Source organism: Vibrio owensii (assembly GCF_002021755.1).
GTDB lineage: Bacteria > Pseudomonadota > Gammaproteobacteria > Enterobacterales > Vibrionaceae > Vibrio > Vibrio owensii.
Genome location: NZ_CP019960.1, coordinates 72,216 through 90,640, shown reverse-complemented (window position 1 = coordinate 90,640; position 18,425 = coordinate 72,216). Strand labels below are relative to the sequence as shown.

At 47.1% G+C, this 18,425-nt stretch carries 12 protein-coding genes; 6 read left to right on the top strand and 6 right to left on the bottom strand.

Features of this window, described 5'->3' with window-relative positions; translation table 11 throughout:
* Positions 1-105 precede the first annotated feature (105 nt).
* Positions 106-1,350: an NADH:ubiquinone reductase (Na(+)-transporting) subunit B gene (locus A9237_RS17000; RefSeq protein ID WP_078608790.1), complete on the bottom strand. Its 1,245-nt coding sequence runs from the start codon at positions 1,348-1,350 to the stop codon at positions 106-108.
* 169 nt (positions 1,351-1,519) lie between these two features.
* Here A9237_RS17000 and A9237_RS16995 point away from each other — a divergent pair, with 169 nt between their 5' ends.
* Positions 1,520-1,927 carry a cystatin gene (locus tag A9237_RS16995; RefSeq protein WP_078608789.1) on the top strand — a complete coding sequence of 136 codons (408 nt, stop codon included), beginning with the start codon at positions 1,520-1,522 and terminating at the stop codon, positions 1,925-1,927.
* Between the two features lie 47 nt (positions 1,928-1,974).
* Here the strand turns inward: A9237_RS16995 and lhgO are convergent, their stop codons facing one another.
* The 3 genes from lhgO to A9237_RS16980 all read right to left on the bottom strand — a co-directional run bounded on the left by lhgO (position 1,975) and on the right by A9237_RS16980 (position 6,432).
* Positions 1,975-3,201, bottom strand: coding sequence for an L-2-hydroxyglutarate oxidase (lhgO, locus tag A9237_RS16990; RefSeq protein WP_078608788.1), 1,227 nt, complete (start codon positions 3,199-3,201; stop codon positions 1,975-1,977).
* An 8-nt stretch (positions 3,202-3,209) separates the two neighbouring features.
* On the bottom strand, positions 3,210-5,333 hold the full coding sequence (locus A9237_RS16985) for a TRAP transporter permease (protein ID WP_078608787.1): 2,124 nt from the start codon (positions 5,331-5,333) through the stop codon (positions 3,210-3,212).
* Between the two features lie 88 nt (positions 5,334-5,421).
* Positions 5,422-6,432, bottom strand: coding sequence for a TAXI family TRAP transporter solute-binding subunit (locus A9237_RS16980; RefSeq protein ID WP_005374185.1), 1,011 nt, complete (start codon positions 6,430-6,432; stop codon positions 5,422-5,424).
* Positions 6,433-7,268: 836 nt separating this feature from the next.
* On the opposite strand from A9237_RS16980, the gene brnQ reads away from it, so the two are divergent.
* On the top strand, positions 7,269-8,576 hold the full coding sequence (gene brnQ / locus A9237_RS16975; RefSeq protein WP_078608786.1) for a branched-chain amino acid transport system II carrier protein: 1,308 nt from the start codon (positions 7,269-7,271) through the stop codon (positions 8,574-8,576).
* A gap of 164 nt (positions 8,577-8,740) precedes the next feature.
* The gene (locus A9237_RS16970) at positions 8,741-9,946 is read left to right on the top strand and encodes a GGDEF domain-containing protein (RefSeq protein ID WP_078608785.1); all 1,206 of its coding nucleotides are present in this window, start codon (positions 8,741-8,743) and stop codon (positions 9,944-9,946) included.
* A 23-nt stretch (positions 9,947-9,969) separates the two neighbouring features.
* Here the strand turns inward: A9237_RS16970 and A9237_RS16965 are convergent, their stop codons facing one another.
* Positions 9,970-11,319 carry a sigma-54-dependent transcriptional regulator gene (locus A9237_RS16965; protein WP_005438233.1) on the bottom strand — a complete coding sequence of 450 codons (1,350 nt, stop codon included), beginning with the start codon at positions 11,317-11,319 and terminating at the stop codon, positions 9,970-9,972.
* 178 nt (positions 11,320-11,497) lie between these two features.
* Here A9237_RS16965 and A9237_RS16960 point away from each other — a divergent pair, with 178 nt between their 5' ends.
* Positions 11,498-13,558 (top strand): sensor histidine kinase, encoded by a 2,061-nt coding sequence (locus A9237_RS16960; protein WP_078608784.1) that lies wholly within the window; start codon positions 11,498-11,500, stop codon positions 13,556-13,558.
* 147 nt (positions 13,559-13,705) lie between these two features.
* A complete protein-coding gene (locus A9237_RS16955; protein WP_078608783.1) occupies positions 13,706-15,097 on the top strand; it encodes a glycoside hydrolase family 1 protein in 1,392 nt (463 codons plus the stop codon).
* A 118-nt stretch (positions 15,098-15,215) separates the two neighbouring features.
* On the opposite strand, the gene A9237_RS16950 is transcribed toward A9237_RS16955, so the two are convergent.
* Positions 15,216-17,252 (bottom strand): PhoX family protein, encoded by a 2,037-nt coding sequence (locus A9237_RS16950; protein WP_078608782.1) that lies wholly within the window; start codon positions 17,250-17,252, stop codon positions 15,216-15,218.
* A gap of 219 nt (positions 17,253-17,471) precedes the next feature.
* Between A9237_RS16950 and A9237_RS16945 the strand changes: the two genes are divergently transcribed.
* Positions 17,472-17,810 (top strand): YggL 50S ribosome-binding family protein, encoded by a 339-nt coding sequence (locus tag A9237_RS16945; RefSeq protein ID WP_005438242.1) that lies wholly within the window; start codon positions 17,472-17,474, stop codon positions 17,808-17,810.
* The last annotated feature ends 615 nt before the right edge of the window (positions 17,811-18,425 follow it).

The window sequence follows — 18,425 nt, the reverse complement described above, 5'->3', positions numbered from 1 at the left end:
CTCATTTTTCATACCAATAAACTATAAAATTCCAAGTTTTTAAGGACTTATTGGCAACCAGTTGCAGGTGGAAACCTCAATATAACTAGGGCTACTTATTGCAAATCACCCTGTGGCACGGCGCTTGACTCTACGTTTTATATTCTGCTCTTTCACCATGTAATCAAACAACGGCGCAAACAAGTTAGCGAACAAAATGGCAAGCATGATGCCCTCTGGGTAAGCAGGGTTGAGCACTCGGATAAATATCGTCATCACACCAATCAAGATCCCGTAAGCCCATTTACCACCATTGGTGAAGGCAGCCGATACGGGGTCGGTGGCCATAAAGAAAGTACCGAACGCGACACCACCAATCACAAAGTGCCAATAGAAAGGCATAGAGAACATAGGATTCGTATTCGAACCAATAGCATTAAGCAGTAACGACGTCACGGCTAAGCCGACAAAGACACCCGCAACAATCCGCCACGACGCGATCTTCATAAAGATAAGCACCAAACCTGTAAGCGCGATCAGCAGGGTCGAGACTTCTCCCATAGATCCCGGCAAATTACCGACGAAAGCGTCCACCCAAGAGATAGGCTGGCCTGTCATGTTATTCGTCAAAGCACTTTGACCACCTTCATACCATTGGCTCAGCGGTGTAGCGCCAGAATAACCATCTGCCGCGATCCAAACAGCACCGCCAGACATATTCGCAGGATAGGCGAAGTACAAGAACGCACGCCCTGCCAATGCGGGATTTAAGAAGTTACGTCCCGTACCGCCGAAGATCTCTTTCGCTACCACGATGCCAAAAGTGATACCTAACGCGGCTTGCCACAACGGAATGGTGGGCGGGAGAATTAACGCAAACAGAATGGAGCTAACAAAGAAGCCTTCATTCACCTCGTGCTTGCGGACAATAGCAAACAGCACTTCCCAGAAGCCACCAACCACAAACACAGTCGCGTAGACAGGCAAAAAGTAGGTTGCACCGACCAGCATTTTACTCGCCCAACCCGCTTGGCTGGCAGCTTCTACTGAACCCCAAACCCAACTCAGTCCCCAGGAGGCATCAATGGCTTGTTGAGCGGCAGCTTGGTCAAGGCCGTACAGCAAAGCATCACTGGATTGCTGACCGATGTTATACATGCCCCAAAACATCGCAGGGAATACGGCCAACCACACCATGATCATGATGCGCTTCAAATCGATGCTGTCTCGAACATGGGTAACGCCGTGGTTCACTTTACCCGGCGTGTAAAAAAGGGTTTCAACAGCTTCGAAGAGTGGATAGAACTTGTGGTATTGGCCTCCCGGTTCAAACTTTGGTGAGACCTTTTCAAAAAAATGCTTCAGACTCATAACGTCTCCTCCTCTAAAGAATGTTACGAGCCGCTATCAAAAGCGATCGTTTTTAGCCTGTTTAACTCCCCCATTACGTATTTATCTGTTGGCGCAGAAGACCTTGCTATTATGTAAACCGTGAAAGGCGTGCTTATACTCAATCAATAACAAAACAATGGAGTGGATTATGAAGTTAAGGATGATGTGGACCGCGATGATGTCGTTGGCCGCTTTTTCATTTGCAGGTAACGCATTGGCCGTAGACAAGCAAATGTCTCCTGGTTTGAAGAAGAAAATGCAAGCCATCTGTAGCTCGAAAGGCGGTGTCCCTGGAGGTTGGCAAGTGGCGAAAGTGACACCGGATGCAGAGCGCTCACTCAGCATGATTCTGCATCAAATGAATGCGACGGATAAGCTAAAGCAAATCAATGATGTCAGAACTCAAATCGTCGGCGGTACACACTATGCGATGGAGTTTGAGCTCAAAGATGGAGAAGTCTGGAACGCGATTGTCCTGCACAGTGCTCGCGGCGATTACATGATAGAAAGGCACGCCAAGAAGGGCGAACTCTGCCCTAAAGATGGCAACTCCTAATTCCCAGATTCAAATACAACAAAGGCGACAGTTACGTCGCCTTTGTTTTATACCGTTTTCGCTTCTATCTTCTCATTCACTTTATCGCAAATGTATTCCCCAATCGGCATTGCAGATGTCGCTGCGGGTGAGGGTGCGTTGCAAACGTGTAGGCTTCTTGCGCTCTCGGCAAACAAGAAGTCATGAACTAAAGTGCCATCGGATAACACTGCTTGCGCACGAATACCCGCGGGATATGGTTTGAGATCGTCGACCTTGATGCTTGGGCAATATTTGTTGACCAACTTGAGATAGCCCGGCTTCCACCACGAGTTCTTAAACTCATCCAATCCGGTTTTTAGATGCTTTTGTGTCACCTTCCAAAAGCCGGAGAAACTGAGCATTTGCATGGTATCTTGCAAGCTGAAATTAACCTTGTCGTACCCTTCTCGCTTCCAGCCTTGCACCGCATTTGGACCAACGGTCACACTGCCATCAATCATGCGAGTTAGGTGGACACCCAAGAATGGCAAATCAGGGTCTGGAATTGGATAAATAAGATGGTTCACCACTTGGTCGTGTTTGCTATCTAAACGGTAGTATTCACCACGATAAGGGATGATTTGGAAATCGGTTGGAATAGACATCATCTTCGTCATGCGATCCGCCATCAAGCCGCTGCAAGTGACCAAGAATTTGGCATTGAGCTGCATGGTTTGCCCGTCTGAAATGCAGGTCAATTGAACTTCTTCGTCTTTCTCTTCGGCAGCCACCACTTTGGTTCTCAGACTGATTTGACCGCCGAGCTTTTTGAACTCTTCCGCCATCTGCTCCGTGACCAAACGATAATCGACAATACTGGTGGTTTTGACATAAATCGCGCCCAAGCCCGTGATGTTTGGCTCAGCCAGCTTGAGTTGAACTTCATCGAGTAGCTTTACGTCGATGCCGTTGACATGGCAGCGCTCATAGAGGGCATTCATGCGTTCGACTTCTTGCTCATTGGTCGCAACCAGTAACTTGCCACAGTTCTCCACCGGAATATCGTGCTCGGCACAGAACGAAATGGTTCGCTCTACCCCACGCTTACAAAAATCGGCTTTTAAGCTGCCCGGTGCGTAGTACACCCCGGCATGAATCACACCGCTGTTGTGTCCGGTTTGATGCTTGGCAAAACCGGACTCTTTCTCAACCAATAAAATGGATTTGTTTGGGTGACGTTGCTGCAGCTGCCATGCCGTCGACACACCAACGATACCGCCACCAACAATGATGTAGTCATAGACTGATTTCATACGACCTCTTATAAAACCGATAGTTGAGATTGTTGCAATTTGAACTTGCGACCACTGTAAATGAACACCGCGACAAATACCGCGCAGCTTGCCACACGAACCAACATTGGGATGTCGTGCCAAACCAGCAATGTACCCACCACTACCAACAAGAGACGCGTCAGAATGTTTAGAGGACCTTCCAAGTAGCCTTCAATCGCACCAATCAATGCATAGGTACCGATGATGGCAAAGAAGCCCACGGTAATCACTGACGTCACATCCCAACTGACTAAGCCTGTGTAAGCAATCAACAGCGGTACAAGATACAAACCTTTGGCAATTTTCCACGCCATCAAACCAGTGCGCATTGGCGGTGTTTTCGCGATGGTTGCCGCAGCAAAGGCGGTCAAACACACTGGAGGAGTAACGTTGCTGTCTTGCGATAACCAGAAGATGATGAGGTGAGCAGCCAGCAACGCCAAGCCTACCGCTTCCATACCCAAACTTTGCTCTAGTAGGGTTTCCATAAAGTCCGCAGGCACTAGCGCCACCATTTCTTTTGCGGTTTCCAACGCCATTGGTGCGTTAAGCAGTTCCAACTTTTCTGGCGCCGCCAACATGAAGATGGCTTTTGCTTGTTCAGGCAATTGACCCGATACCATCAATTCAAGCAATTGGTTTTCCGCAATCAACTTGTAAAGCGCAGGGGCAGACAGTGTTCCCAATACAATATACGCCGCTGTAACAGGTAAACCCATACCCAAAACAAGAGAAGCGAGCGCAATCAGAACGATCATGATGAACAAGTCGCCATTCGCCCAACCGTCGATCATCAGTGAGAAGGTGTTGCCGATACCCGTTGTGCTGATCACATTGATCACCAGACCAATACCCACCAGCAATACGGCAGTTGTCGCCATGTTTTTCGCGCCTTGCGAAAGTGCTTCGATGATCGCTTTTGGTCCCATCTTATGATCTTTCGAGAACCAAGAAGCCACCACCACAGAAATGATCGACAAGCCCGCAGCGTAAGTCGGTGTAAAACCTTGAACCAACAAAGTAACTAAAACCGCCAGAGGGATAAGGTTGTGCCAACCACTGATCAGCACTTTCAGTAGAGACTCATCACTGGTCGTGATTTTTTGAACGCCGCTGCGTTTGGCTTCGATACGTACGAAGAACGCAACAGACAAGAAATAGATAAGAGCAGGAATGAAAGAAACCGCAATGATATCAACATAAGGAATTTGCGTGTAAGACGCCATGATGAAAGCACCCGCCCCCATCACTGGTGGCATCAACTGACCACCTGTTGACGCCGCAGCTTCAACCCCCGCCGCAAAGCGCGAAGGGAAACCTGCTTTTTGCATCAAAGGAATACTGATAACACCGGTTGAAACCGTATTTGCCACACTAGAGCCCGATACTGAGCCCATCAAACCGGAGCCAATCACCGCAATAAAACCCGGACCGCCGATGATTTTGCCTGCCGCAGCACGTGCCACATTGATGATGTAATCACCAACACCGGAGCGAACGAGAAACGCACCAAACAGAATGAACATGAATACGAAAGTCCAGCTGATGCGCGAGATAGAACCAAACATGCCCTCAGAAGAATAGAAGCTGCGGTAGAGCAAGGTTTCCATGCTCAAACCCGGGAAGTGGAAAATACCTGTCGCCCACTTACCCCAAAGCACAACGTAACTCAGACACACCACAATCAGCACTGGAATAAACCAGCCCATGGTGCGTCGGATCAGCTCAATCACGATCAGGATTGCCATGATGGCGAAGACCCAATCGCTGGTCACGAACTTCACACCGCGTTCATACAGCGCATCTTCTGCATAGGGAATGTAGAGCAAACACGCGACCGCGCCCATAGCAATTAACACATCGATGCCGAGTGCCATCTTACTCTGCTTGAGAGAGATATGAGCCGGATACCAAAGCGCACAAATCACCGCAAAGCCAGCAAAGTGGGTCGCGGAAATCCATAACTCTGGTAACGTCGATAAGGTATTAAACCAAATGTGCAAAGCAGACAACACCACGCCAAACACTGTAATTGTGGCGGTTACCCACGGAAAATCAGTGCGCGTGGGCAGCTCAAACTTCTGCAATTCCTTTTCTATTGAGTCGCTCATCTCATACTCCAAGCTCTGGCGGCTTTTTCCATCTTAGAAATCGGTAAGGATAAAATGCCCCGAGCCAAAACTCGGGGCGAAGTTGGCGTTATTTCGCCATTAGATCTGATGGGATTTCGATGCCCATTTCTTTGTAGTAACGCGCCGCACCTGGGTGAAGAGGCACTGGCAAACCAGCAATCGCTTTCTCAATCGCCATTGCTTTTGTTGCTTTGTGGATGCCTTGTAGGAAAGGCAGGTTCTCGTAGATGGCTTTGGTTAGCTGGTAAACGTCTTCTTCCGAGATATCTTCACGAACTGCCAAGAAGTTTGGCTGTGCAATGGTAGTGATCGGCTTATCTAGACCCGGGTACGTGTTCGCTGGGATCTCGTACTTCGTCCATAGGTTGTAGTTACCGTTCGCCTCTTTGATTTGCTCGTCAGTAAACGAAAGAATCGAAATGTCTTTACCCAACGCAGCAAAAGCTTGAGTGACCGCACCAACAGGTACACCTGCAGGCGTGTTCATGCCGTCAATGGTGCCGTTTTGAAGTGCGCTCGCACTGCCGCCGTAACCCATGTAAGCAAGATTGAATTTATCAGGGTCGACCTTCAGACCTTTCATGATTTGGCGACCAGAGTTCTCAGTACCAGAATTCTTCTTACCGATAGAGAACTTCTTGCCATCTAGGTTGTTCAGGTCAGTCACAGTGCCAGTTTTTGCTAGATCAGAGCGAACAATAAAGTGCTCAACGTTTTGCCACAGCATAGAGACCGAACGCAGCTGTTCTTGACGACCGCTCTTCTCATAAGGACCTTCTCCAGACCAAGCCCATGCACCGTAAAGACCTTGTAGAATCGCGAACTGTGCTTCGTTTTCGTTCAGCAGTTTGACGTTTTCACCAGAGCCCGCAGAGCTGATTGCAGAAAGGGAGAAGTGGTGCTTTGGTGCCAATTTCACTTTGCTTAACGTCGCCAGCGCTACGCCCACAGGGTAGTAGGTACCACCTGTCGATGCCGTTGCAAGAATGTAGCTACGATCTTCTGCCGCAGCGTTAGCAGCAATACCAAAAGAAGTCACAGCGACAGCCAAAGCTTTTACCAGCTTGTTCATTTTCATTATTACTCTCCGTGTAGTCGTTTCACGATTGGGGATTTACATCATGTTAAATCTTTATTAACAACAAATTCCCTAGAGCAATTGAAATGCCAACTTTTAACTCTTTGTATTTATTGAACTAAGTGCTGAAGGACATCAAAAATGAGCAAAATCATGCTGATTTGATAGCAAAGTAATGAGCAAGATCTTGCTTATTCAAGAGAAGAAGGCTGCACGCCTAGATCGCAAAAGGTTAATAAAATGTGATCAAGACAAAATAAATGCACGATTCACTAATAAGCAATATTTTGCCGATGCAATTTTGGATTGAACTGCAACTAATGAGCGTCTTAACAATAAGAAGAAAAAGCGCATCATTCTAAACTGCTCACTTTATCAGCGGAGATTTATAGCCTAAACGACTACAAATAGCACAAAAATACAGCAAAACAAGCCATGTTACAGAAATGAAAAGTCATTTATTCTAATTTTGAATTTAAAAAGCAGTTCGATCCACCAGTTCAGAAACAAACATTGACCGTATCAACTTATTTTCTACTTCGGGGTTGTGCCAATAGCCCTATGTTCGTTAGGGTAACAACACACCAAGGCAAACGTATTCCTTGGTATTTTTTCGTCATTAAGGATCACCCATGTCAGCAACTGCGCAATTACAATTCGCTTTAAAACGCCCATCTGGCGTTGCTGCTGCGATCCTCCTGCTCTCTCTGAAACTGATTCAGAGCTGACAGGCTATATCTAAACTTTCTGTCAGCTTGAGAAGAAGCTGACGGGAACACCACATACTCCTCCCATTCCTTTCAGTTTCTTCCAAGCGAAACATAAGAGGAATAACAATGTTAAGCGCACGCAATATCGCCGCTTTGGGCTTCATGACTTTCGCCATGTACTTAGGCGCAGGTAACCTGATCTTCCCTCCATTTTTGGGTTACCAAGCAGGTGAAAACTTTCTGAGCGGGATGTCTGGCTTCCTCTTAACGGGCGTAGGTCTGCCTGCGATGGCACTGGTGATGGTGGCTATCGTAAACGGTTCAGACAAATTAACCGCTGCCCTACCTAAACCTTTGGCGACCAGTTTTTGGGTGATGGTATTTATCGTGATTGGCCCTGCGTTCGTGATCCCACGTGCGATTACCGTGGCTTACCAATTCAGCTTTGCGCCAATGTTTGGTGATGCCGCTTTGGTGCCTTTCACTATTGCCTTCTGTGCTATCACCATCTTGTTTGCGCTATACCCGGGCAAATTGGTCGACAACCTAGGCAAGATCTTAACGCCTGCATTAATGGGTATCTTGATCATCATGTCTGTGACTGCTTTGATTTCTCCTGCAGGTGAGCTAACTGCCGCAACAGGACCATACGTATCTGGCGCATTTGCTGAAGGCTTGACCCAAGGCTACATGACCATGGATGCATTAGGTTCTATCGGTTTTGGTTGGATAATCTTCCGCGCGATTCGCAGCATGGGTGTGGATTGTCCGAAAGCCACTGCAAAATACACGCTGATCGCAGCTTTGATGTACGCGGTTGCCATGGCATTTGTTTACATCTCATTGGCTTACATTGGCTCGACAAGCTCATACTTAGGTTCTGAGTTCAGCAATGGTGGCGACATTTTAACGGCATTCACCTTCAGCCACTTCGGTGCATTTGGCTCACTATTACTGGGTGCCGTGATGGTATTAGCGTGTTTGACTACTGCTATCGGTGTAACCACAGCAGGCAGTGAGTTTTACGACAACACTTTCAGCAAAGTGAACTACAAAGGCTGCGTGATCACGACCATGGTATTGGCAGGTTTGATCGCTAACGTAGGTCTAGAGCAACTATTGGCTATCACATTGCCAGCCGTTGTGGCGCTTCACCCAGTAGCGATTGCATTGATGATCATGGCACCAGTGCGCAACAAGATGTCGCAAATCATGGTCGTCGCGACGGCGTTCACTGCTCTAACGTTTGGTTGTATTGATGCGCTGCACATCCTAGGTTACATGCCAGAAGCGGCAAACCAATGGTTAGACAGCAACATGCCGCTGTACCACTACTTTGCAAGCTGGATTGTCCCGACCATTGCTATGGTGATTGTGGGTGTAGTGGCAACCAAACCGAAAGCGCAATTGACGGTTGCAGAATCTACAAATTAAGACATATTTCAGACCGAAGCCCACCAAGTGTGGGCTTGTTCCATTAATCACCAAAAGTATCAGCTATCCAAGACATCTCGCATCAATTGTTCTAGTATAAGTCGTGTTTATATTTAATAAGCGTATGATTTATAAAATATAAGATGAGCGGCTAGGATGGCGACATGGACAACTTCTCTTTAGATATAAGAACTCTCAACTTCATCATTATTCTTTTCTCTTGTATCTACTCAGTCGGGCTGCTTTTTACCCAATACCAACAGCGAAAAATTCCTGGGTTAACCTGCTTTGCTATCTCATTGTTATTCATTGGGGGTGGACCTTTACTCCTGAGCTTTCGGGACAGCGCTTCCGACTGGCTCACCGTTGTCGCTTCTAATACTACGTTGCTCATTGGCTTTCTGCTGACACTTTATGGTGTTTGTATCTTCCGCACTTTTACACTTAGGATCGCTTACAGCTTCACTGCTGTGCTGCCCATTGTTGTCGCTCTCACTTACTACTTCACTTTCCATGTGCCCTCTATCCGTATCCGTATTCTGGTGATCAGTGTTTACTTATCAGCAGTAACGTTAGCAAGTGGTTGGGCGATGATGAAAGGCGACAATCAAGACGATAAATGGCCAATGATTGGCATGGCTGCTTCACTAATTGGATATGGCGCTTTTATGGCCGTGCGAGTCATTTGGTCTTATTTTGGTTCAGAACTATCGAGCTTTATGTCTGCAGGACTGATCCATCAGCTCACCTTCCTATTTAGCATCTGCCTTGTCGTTTCGATGAGCTTTTGCATGCTTTGGCTAATCAACGCTCGTTTATTAATTTCGATTGAAAACCTTTCGATTCAGGATGCGCTGACTGGATTACTTAATCGCAGAGCCATGGAAAAGGTTATACCGAAGATGGTTCAGCGAGTAATCGACAAACACGAAAGCTTAAGCATCATCATGACGGACATCGATAACTTTAAACACATTAACGACGCATGTGGACACTTAGCTGGGGATGAGACGATTGTGAGAGTGGCAAACATTATGACTCGTTACCTTCCTCAACAAGCCCAAGCAATTCGCTTTGGAGGCGACGAGTTTATGGTTGTACTTCCAAAACACACAGCCCAACAAGCGGCAGAGTATGCTGAGAAAGTTCGCAGTTGGGTAAGAACAGAGCCATGCTGCGCAGCAAGTAACACGCCAGTGACCATGAGTTTTGGTGTCACTCAGATGAAGCCGGACGAAACACTTCACGATGTAATTTCTCGCTCCGACCACGCGTTGTATCGCTCTAAAGAGAATGGTCGCGACCGCGTGACTGTTCTCTCCGAGCAAGGCAAAGAGCTGACGTTTTCTTCCTTCAAAGAGAGCGCATAAAGCAGAGCCCGTAGTTGATTCAGTTAGGTGTAATCAGAGCGATTCAAACCAAACTTCTGCATCTTTTGGTTGAGGGTTCGGCGCGGTAAATCTAGCTCGACCATCACATCCGTAATTCGTCCTTGGTGTCGAACTAAGGAATCATGCAGCACTTTACGCTCAAAGTTGTGTAACTGTATCGCCAACGGAACGCCTGCTTGTGTCTCTTCGGTTGTAGAAGATGGTCGACTGGAGAGAATTTCCATTACGGAGACGGTTTCATCCAATGCAAAACGCATCGCGACATTCCTTAGCTCGCGCACGTTACCGGGCCAAGCGTAAGCAAGAATGGCTTTTCTATCGGCTTCACTAAGCGGACGACTCTCAGGGTTACTTTTCAGGGCAAAGTGTTCGAACAAGATCAACGCGTCTTCTTCTCGCTCACGTAGTGGTGGCAAATAGATCTGCGCGACATTGAGGCGATAGTACAAATCCTGACGAAACTCATCATGATCATTGAGATCTTCTTTCGCGGCGGCGATCACTCTCAAATCAACTGAGATCTGTTGATTGCCTCCAACGCGCTCAACTGTATGTTCCTGTAATGAACGCAACACTTTCACCTGCATGGACAGCGGCATACTCTCGATTTCATCAAAGAATAAGGTGCCTTTATCCGCGTATTCCAATTTACCAATGCGCTTTTTACCCGCTCCAGTAAATGCTCCAGCTTCGTGTCCAAACAGCTCACTTTCAAACAGGTTCTCAGGAATTGCGCCACAGTTGATTGGCACAAAATGATGGGTTCTACGTTGGCTTTCATTGTGCAAACTGGTCGCTACTAGCTCTTTACCACAACCTGTTTCACCGTAAATGATCACATTGGTATCAATGCGCGCTAACTTGGCAACTTGTTCTCTAAGCTGTTGCATCACTCGGCTTCGCCCAATCAACACTTCTTCTAAGCCGCTAACGCTAGATAGGTACTCTTGGCGATCTTGAGTAGACGTTTGCGCGCGATAGCTTTCTACCGCTTCGGTCACTCGTTGGGATAAGCGCTCCGGTTGGAAAGGTTTCTCGATAAAATCGAACGCACCGTTTTGTAATGCGCCTACCGCCATATCAACGTCACCATGTCCGGTGATCAAGATAACCGGCGTTGGAATGTGATTGGCAATCAGGCTTTCTAGTATCGACAAACCATCGGTGTCTGGCAGGCGAACATCACTGACAATCGCATCAAATTCTTGGCTAAGAATGGCCGCTTTGCCCTCTTCGCCTAAACTGAATGCGGTCACATCAAACCCCGCCAGTTGCAGCCATTGGCTGGTAGCCTGACGAACAATGTCATCGTCTTCGATAAGTGCAATTTTAGGGGTGTCATCAAAAGCCATGAGTTACTGCCTGCTTTATGGGGTGGGAAAGAAATCGCTCTTTATTAACGGTAGCAAAAACCACTGAGGAGAAAAGGAGCTAGATCTCACTTCTTGCTTACAAGTCTTTAACATCCAACCAGTTAGGCGCACTCTTTAATGACTGTTGGTGAGAACACACTAGCTGAATGGAGTCGGTATGCAGCGCAAAAGGAATGGCAAAACATGGCTTGTGGTCGCAATTGCGGCAGTGCTGATGTTGTCTTGTTATAGCGCCAGTAGAGAAGTTGCCCGTCAGTGGTTGAGTGTACAAACTCAAACCGAAGCTCAACAAAAACTGCTCGACTATATTGGTGAAGTTCGCCGTGCACTTAAACGCTTCTACCATCTGCCTTACCTCGTCACCAATAACCCAGAAACCATCGCTTTTGTGAAAGGGAATCTGACTTATTACGAACCGTTGCAAACCCAACTGACTCAACTCGATAAAGCCGCCAATACGGAAGGCTGGCTAATCCTGTCTAACTCTGGCGAAGTATTGGTCTCGAGTTTAATCGAAGAGCGCTTTAGCCTGTCTGACCGAAAAGCGATTGTGGAACAAATTCACAATCAAGGCGGCGGTGTTTCCTTAGTAAACAAAACCAAAGGTTCGAGCCCGTTGTATTATCTTGCAGCCCCTATCTACGACGGTTTAGATATTGCAGGCATTGTGGTGGTGCAAATCAACCTTAGCCTATTAACCGAACAGACCATTACTAGCCAAGACATCATTACGTTGCAAAATCGCCAGCAACGCTTTTTCCTATCAAGCAGCTCGCTCTATAACGCAGACTGGTTTAACGAACCGAGCAATACCGTTCAGTTAGAAACGCAGCGCTTATACGACAACACCAATATCAGTGTGTGGACGCTCAATCAGCAACGCTATTTTGCGCACACCGTTAAATTGGATGATTTGAATTGGTACGTCAGCTACCTCACCCCTTCTAAGCCGATTCAACAAACCATCAACGTGATTGGTTGGAGCGTAGCGGCGCTGCTCTTGTTAGTTGTATTACTCGTCATCATTGGTCTACAACGTCGCCAAAAGCACATCAATCAACAACGAATTCAAGCTCTGTTGGAAGAGTCCCAACGCCGCTTGAAACAGATGATCAATAAGACCCACGTTGGTTTGCTATTGATTGATGAACAAGGGCAACTGTTCGATCTCAACCCAATGGCGAAGCGTTTGTTCTGTTTACCAGAAAGCGTCAATCGACATGCTTTTGCTTGGGAGTTATTCGACGCAGGCAATCCCAACTCCACCACACTCAAGTTGCTTAAGGATTTACCTAAACATAAAGAGCTCGCAGAGATCAGCACGGTCGAAACCATTGCCAGACGCAGTGACGGAAGCGTCTTCCCTGTCTTGTTCTCGCTGACCAGTTTCCCTTGGCATGGCGAGCAGTATTTCCTTGCAACAATCATCGACATCAGTAAGCGGAAAAAAGCCGAGCAATCGCTGCAACAGGTCAACCAAGAACTGGCGCAACGAGTAGAAGAGCGTACTCAAGCGCTAAAAGAAGCGCAAAGCCAGTTGATTGAATCGAGCAAAATGGCCGCCTTGGGTCGCATGTCGAGCGCGATTACTCATGAGCTCAATCAGCCACTGACGGGCTTGCGTACCCTGCTCACAACAAACGAACTGCTAGCAGAACGTGGCGAAACCGAGATGATGAAAGCCAACAACGTATTGGTCCAGAAGTTGATTGATCGCATGGCAAGCATGACTAACCAGTTAAAGACGTTCGCCTATAACAAACCAGAAAGCCTACAAGCAATTTCTCTTACCTCCGCACTCGAAGATACCTTACGCGTTTATCAATCCCAATTAGACAAGGTGGATGTGCGTGTGCGCGTTCCTCATGATTTACCTAATATCATGGGTGAAGAACAACGACTGCTTCAGGTGCTCGGTAATCTAGTCTCGAATGCGCTAGACGCAATGAACAAGACCACCAACCCGCAGCTCAACTTAATCGTCAATCCAACCGGCAATCAGGTCGAACTGATCGTCAGTGATAATGGCTGCGGCGTATCGGATGAGATGCTTGAATCCATGTTCGAGCCCTTCCAAACCTCAAAGAAAATTGGTGAAGGCTTAGGGCTCGGTTTGGCGATCACCGCTAACAATATGCGTGATATGAACGGACAAATTACCGCGCATAAGAATGAACAAAATGGGCTGACTTTCACTTTATTGTTCAAATCAACCTAGGTTGATATTGATTACAAAATCATCATTAGAACTAGGCATCCCCGCTGTTTGAGAAAAACACGATCTCGATACAAGAATCCCTCCTTGACCTACACTATTCTCAAGCAAATAAAACGAATAACTTCCGAACGATAAAGAGTGAGAAACATGATTAAGTTTCCTGAACATTTTCTTTGGGGCGGTGCCATTGCTGCAAACCAAGTAGAAGGGTCGTACAACCTTGGGGGTAAAGGGTTATCGACATCGGACATGCTGCCGAACGGTATTTTGAGTCCGCATCAAACCCGTGAAGAACGCACGCCGGGTATCAAAGATGTGGCGATCGACTTCTACAATCGCTACCCAGAAGACATTGCGCTATTCAAAGAGATGGGCTTTAACTGTCTGCGCCTGTCTTTGGCATGGAGCCGCATCTTCCCGAACGGTGACGAGCTAGAACCTAACGAAGAAGGTTTGGCGTTCTACGATAAAATTTTTGACGAACTTGCCGAGCACGACATCCAACCTTTCGTGACCTTATCTCACTACGAAATGCCTTACGCACTGGTCGAGAACTATGGCGGTTGGGGCGATCGTCGCGTCATCGAATTCTTCGAACGTTATGCTCGCACCGTGCTGGAACGCTACAAAGACAAAGTGAAGCTGTGGTTAACGTTCAACGAAATCAATATGTCACTGCACGCACCATTTACTGGTGTTGGTTTGCAAGAAGACGCCAGTGAACAAGAGATTTACCAAGCGATTCACCACCAACTAGTCGCAAACGCAAAAGCGGTAAAACTGTGTCAGCAAATCGTACCAAACGGCAAGATTGGTAACATGTTGCTTGGCGCAATCAACTACCCATACACCTGTAATCCTGATGACGTGCTTGCTGCAATGCATGAAAACAACAAGTGGTTGTTCTTCGGTGATGTACAAACACGTGGTCAGTACCCTGGCTACATGAAGCGTTACTTCCGTGAAAATGGCATTGAAATTCAGATGGAAACAGGCGACTTAGAAGAAATTGCATCGGCAAGTGTCGATTTCATCTCATTCAGCTACTACGCAAGTGGCTGTGCAAGTGCAGACCCGAAACAGAAAGAAGTGGGTAACATCGTCGATAGCGTACCAAACCCATATCTTGAGAAGAGCCAATGGGGCTGGCTGATCGATCCAAAAGGCCTGCGTGTTCTGCTGAACTTCCTTCACGATCGCTACCAAAAGCCACTATTCGTCGTAGAAAATGGCTTAGGCGCGCGTGATGAAATCGATGAAAACGGTGAGATTCAAGATGATTACCGCATCGCTTACTTGAACGACCATCTTGTACAAGCTCACGAAGCGATTCTGGATGGCGTTGAGCTGATGGGCTTCACCAGCTGGGGACCAATCGATTTGGTCGCGAACTCAACTGCTGAAATGAGCAAACGTTACGGTTACATCTACGTTGATCGCCACAACGATGGCCAAGGTACGTTAGAGCGTAAACGTAAGAAGAGCTTCTTCTGGTATCAAGATGTGATTCGCACTGCGGGCGGCTCGCTGAAAAACTAAGCTTATTATCTAGATACAAGCCTAGATACAAAGTGCATGAGTATTTAGATAGAAAAAACAAAGCCCTGCAAACGCAGGGCTTTTCTTATTCCCGATTTTCAGTTGTATGACCTATTGGTTAAACACCGATTTCACCACCGTCTTCACGGCGAATAACCACCGTTGCAGCACGTGGACGCAGTGTCATCCCCGCAGGTGTTTCTTCTGCTGCATTGTCGCTGTAAGGCCAGTTGCCTGGGTGCTGAATGTTCACAAACAGAGACTTGTAATCTGGGCTAATGGTAAAGCCCGTCACTTCACAGCCGTTAGGGCCAACGAAGAAACGTTTCAACTCAGCTTGGTTTTCTGCACCGATCACTTCTTGTGTACCGTTTTCATCCGTCAGCTTAGAAGGTACAACCGCAAGCATTTGGTCATTGGTGTAAGACGTCACTTCATCTGCACCGTTGTCCGTTTGAATCCACAGAATGCCGCGAGGGTCAAACGCTAAGCCGTCTGGGCTCGCAAACTGGTTAAGCTCGGTCAAGCTCGAACGGTTAGTGTCCGCATCACCGTTTGCTGGAGAACCAAACACAAAGATATCCCACGTGAAGTCTGTTGCTGCTTCGCCTTCATCCCAACGGATTACGTGACCAAACTTGTTGTTCAAACGTGGATTTGCAGGGTTAGTTTCCTCTGTACGCTTAGTGTTATTCGTTAGCGTCAGGTAAACCGAGCCTGTGAATGGGTCAACGGTACACCACTCTGGGCGATCCATTGGCGTCGCACCAACAAGGTCGGCTGCACCCGCCGTATTCAGGATGATTTCTGCTAGAGAATTGAAGCTGTCTGCGAGTGTGCCACCAGAAACTGTCGTGCTATCTAGTGTCAATGGTAGCCAAGTACCAGAGCTATCTTCGTTGAAGCGCGCCACATACAGTGTGCCTTCATCCATGTACTTGTCACCCATCGCCAAGCGGTTATCAGGGTTAGCATCCGCAGGATCCCACGGTGCCGCAGATTCAAATTTGTATAGGTACTCAAAGCGAGAGTCGTGACCAGAGTAAAATACTACTGGTTTGCCTTCTTCAAGCTTGCCGAATGTACAGCCTTCATGGCGGAAGCGGCCTAGTGCAGTACGCTTCTTCGCACGCGAGTTTTGCGTGTAAGGGTCGATTTCAACAATGTAACCATGGCCGTTCGCCTCGTTACGGTAATCGTCCAATGCGCTTGCGCCTGTTGGTTCTACATTGAATCGCGTGAATTCGTCCAAACGCTCTTCGGCATTCCCCGCTAATGTTTCCCATAGGTAACGAGTGCTTGTGTCATCAACACCAATACGATCTTGTTCTTCAGTACGAACGCCAGCGTTAACGAAGTAACCCGGCCAGTTCTCTTCACACGTTAGGTAAGTCCCCCAAGGCGTGAAACCATTACCACAGTTGTTCAGTGTACCGCGCGCTTGGCTGCCATCTTGTGAGAAGCGAGTTACGGTCAATTCTGTATTCGCGACAGGGCCAGAAAGATCCATGACTGTCGCGCCAGTGTAACGGCGGTTTAGTGGATCGGTATCTACCAACTTCCACATGTTGTTTTCAAGTTGAACGCGCACCACAGACACACCATGTGCGTTAATTTCTTTACGAACTTCATCGACGATAGTACGCACACCGCCCACGGCCGTCGGACCGCTTGGATGCAGAGCTGCGGTATCAATGTACTCGTGGTTGATACACAACAAGCCGTCAGTGTCGCTGTCGTTTAGCGAGAAAAAGTGCATGCCGTCGTGGTGCATACCCAATGCATTAAGCTGGTCGGTACTCGTGTTGCTGCCGTCGTCTTTCCAAGCGTTACCTTGTGCGTTTAGAGGTGTACCCCATGGCACCAATACTTGTGCGACGTAACCTTGCGGAATCGATACTGCATCCGTCAGTGAGCCTGGAATCGAATCAAAATTGAGGACTGCACTTGAAACGCCAGAGCCCCCACCAGCAGAAGTGCCTGAACTAGAAGAGTTGCACCCAGATAGACCAAATGCGCCAAAAGCGGTCATCGCACTGATACCTAGGCCACCTTTCAGGATACTGCGTCGAGATAGGCTCGCTTCCAGTACTTCTTCAAAAGGCTTATTATTACTCTGGTTGTAACGCGTCGCGTCGAAGGTTTCCTTACTCATGGTGTTGCTTTCCCAGTGTTAGGTTGAATTATAGGTTTGTAAATCATTGAGCGAGGGGAAGTTTGGAAGAGAAAAGTGACAGAACTAGTCTATCTTTATGAACTTTGTGTTTAGAAAATGTTATAAAGCACCCATCTATTCTATGTACTCCCGATTTTACTTGGGCTAAGCCAGATTTGGGGGTATAAGGTGTACTCAAATCATCCACGAGAGATAATCATGAAACTAGATAAAATCGATAACAAAAATCGTCGTCTGCGTAAGAAGCTATTCCTAGGTGAATTCGCGATCCTAGGCTTTGAAATCAGCTGTGAAACAGACATCAACGACTTCGACCGTTACGATGCATTCGTTGATGAGTTTATCGACTACATTGATGGCCTAAACCTATGCTTTGGCGGCGGCGGTCTAGAGCTGTTTGAAGGCTTCCTATGTTCAACAGAGCGTTACGAAAGCGCAACTGAAGAACAAAAAGCACAGGTTCTAGCGTGGCTACAAGCTCGCCCAGAAGTAAGCAGCGCAAAAGCTGGCGAATTGGTTGACGCAAACTACCTGTAATTACACAATCACTCTGTAATAAACAGAGTTGAGCAAGTAATGAGAAAGCTGGTCTTCGGACTGGCTTTTTTGCATTTATGGTTATGTGCTGAAATGTTGAATCTAGAAAGAGTGGAGTGTTTGGTTGTTTTGGAAGCTTAGTTTAGGAAAGCAGGAGTCTTGGAAAGTATGGATGTGCTAGATAATTTTAGAGCTGGCATTTTATGGAAGGTTATCCGTCCATTGCCAGCTCAGTGCCATTGAGTATGGTTTACTATGCTTTTTTAGCAGTCTCAGTCTTTGTGTCTTTCCAGTATTGGATACGAACACGATGTAGCTGAGCTCTTCTCATCTTTTTCATAGCAATCTCCCTCATCTATATAGGTAACGCTCATCTTGAGCTTATTGTCTAAGGTTGTATTCCTCTTCAATCTATCGAGGAACGAATCAATTAACCGTGACTAATTTCACAACATAATGATAAAAGTAGAAGCGTTGCAGTCATTTTTTGACCAGTAAACCTGCTTTTATCTTGTTGATACGGTCAACTTACTCATCACTTATGACAGAAATATGGCAATCAAGTTCCCTATTTAACCTGTCATCGAATCTTAATAACGATTCTTAGATAACCTA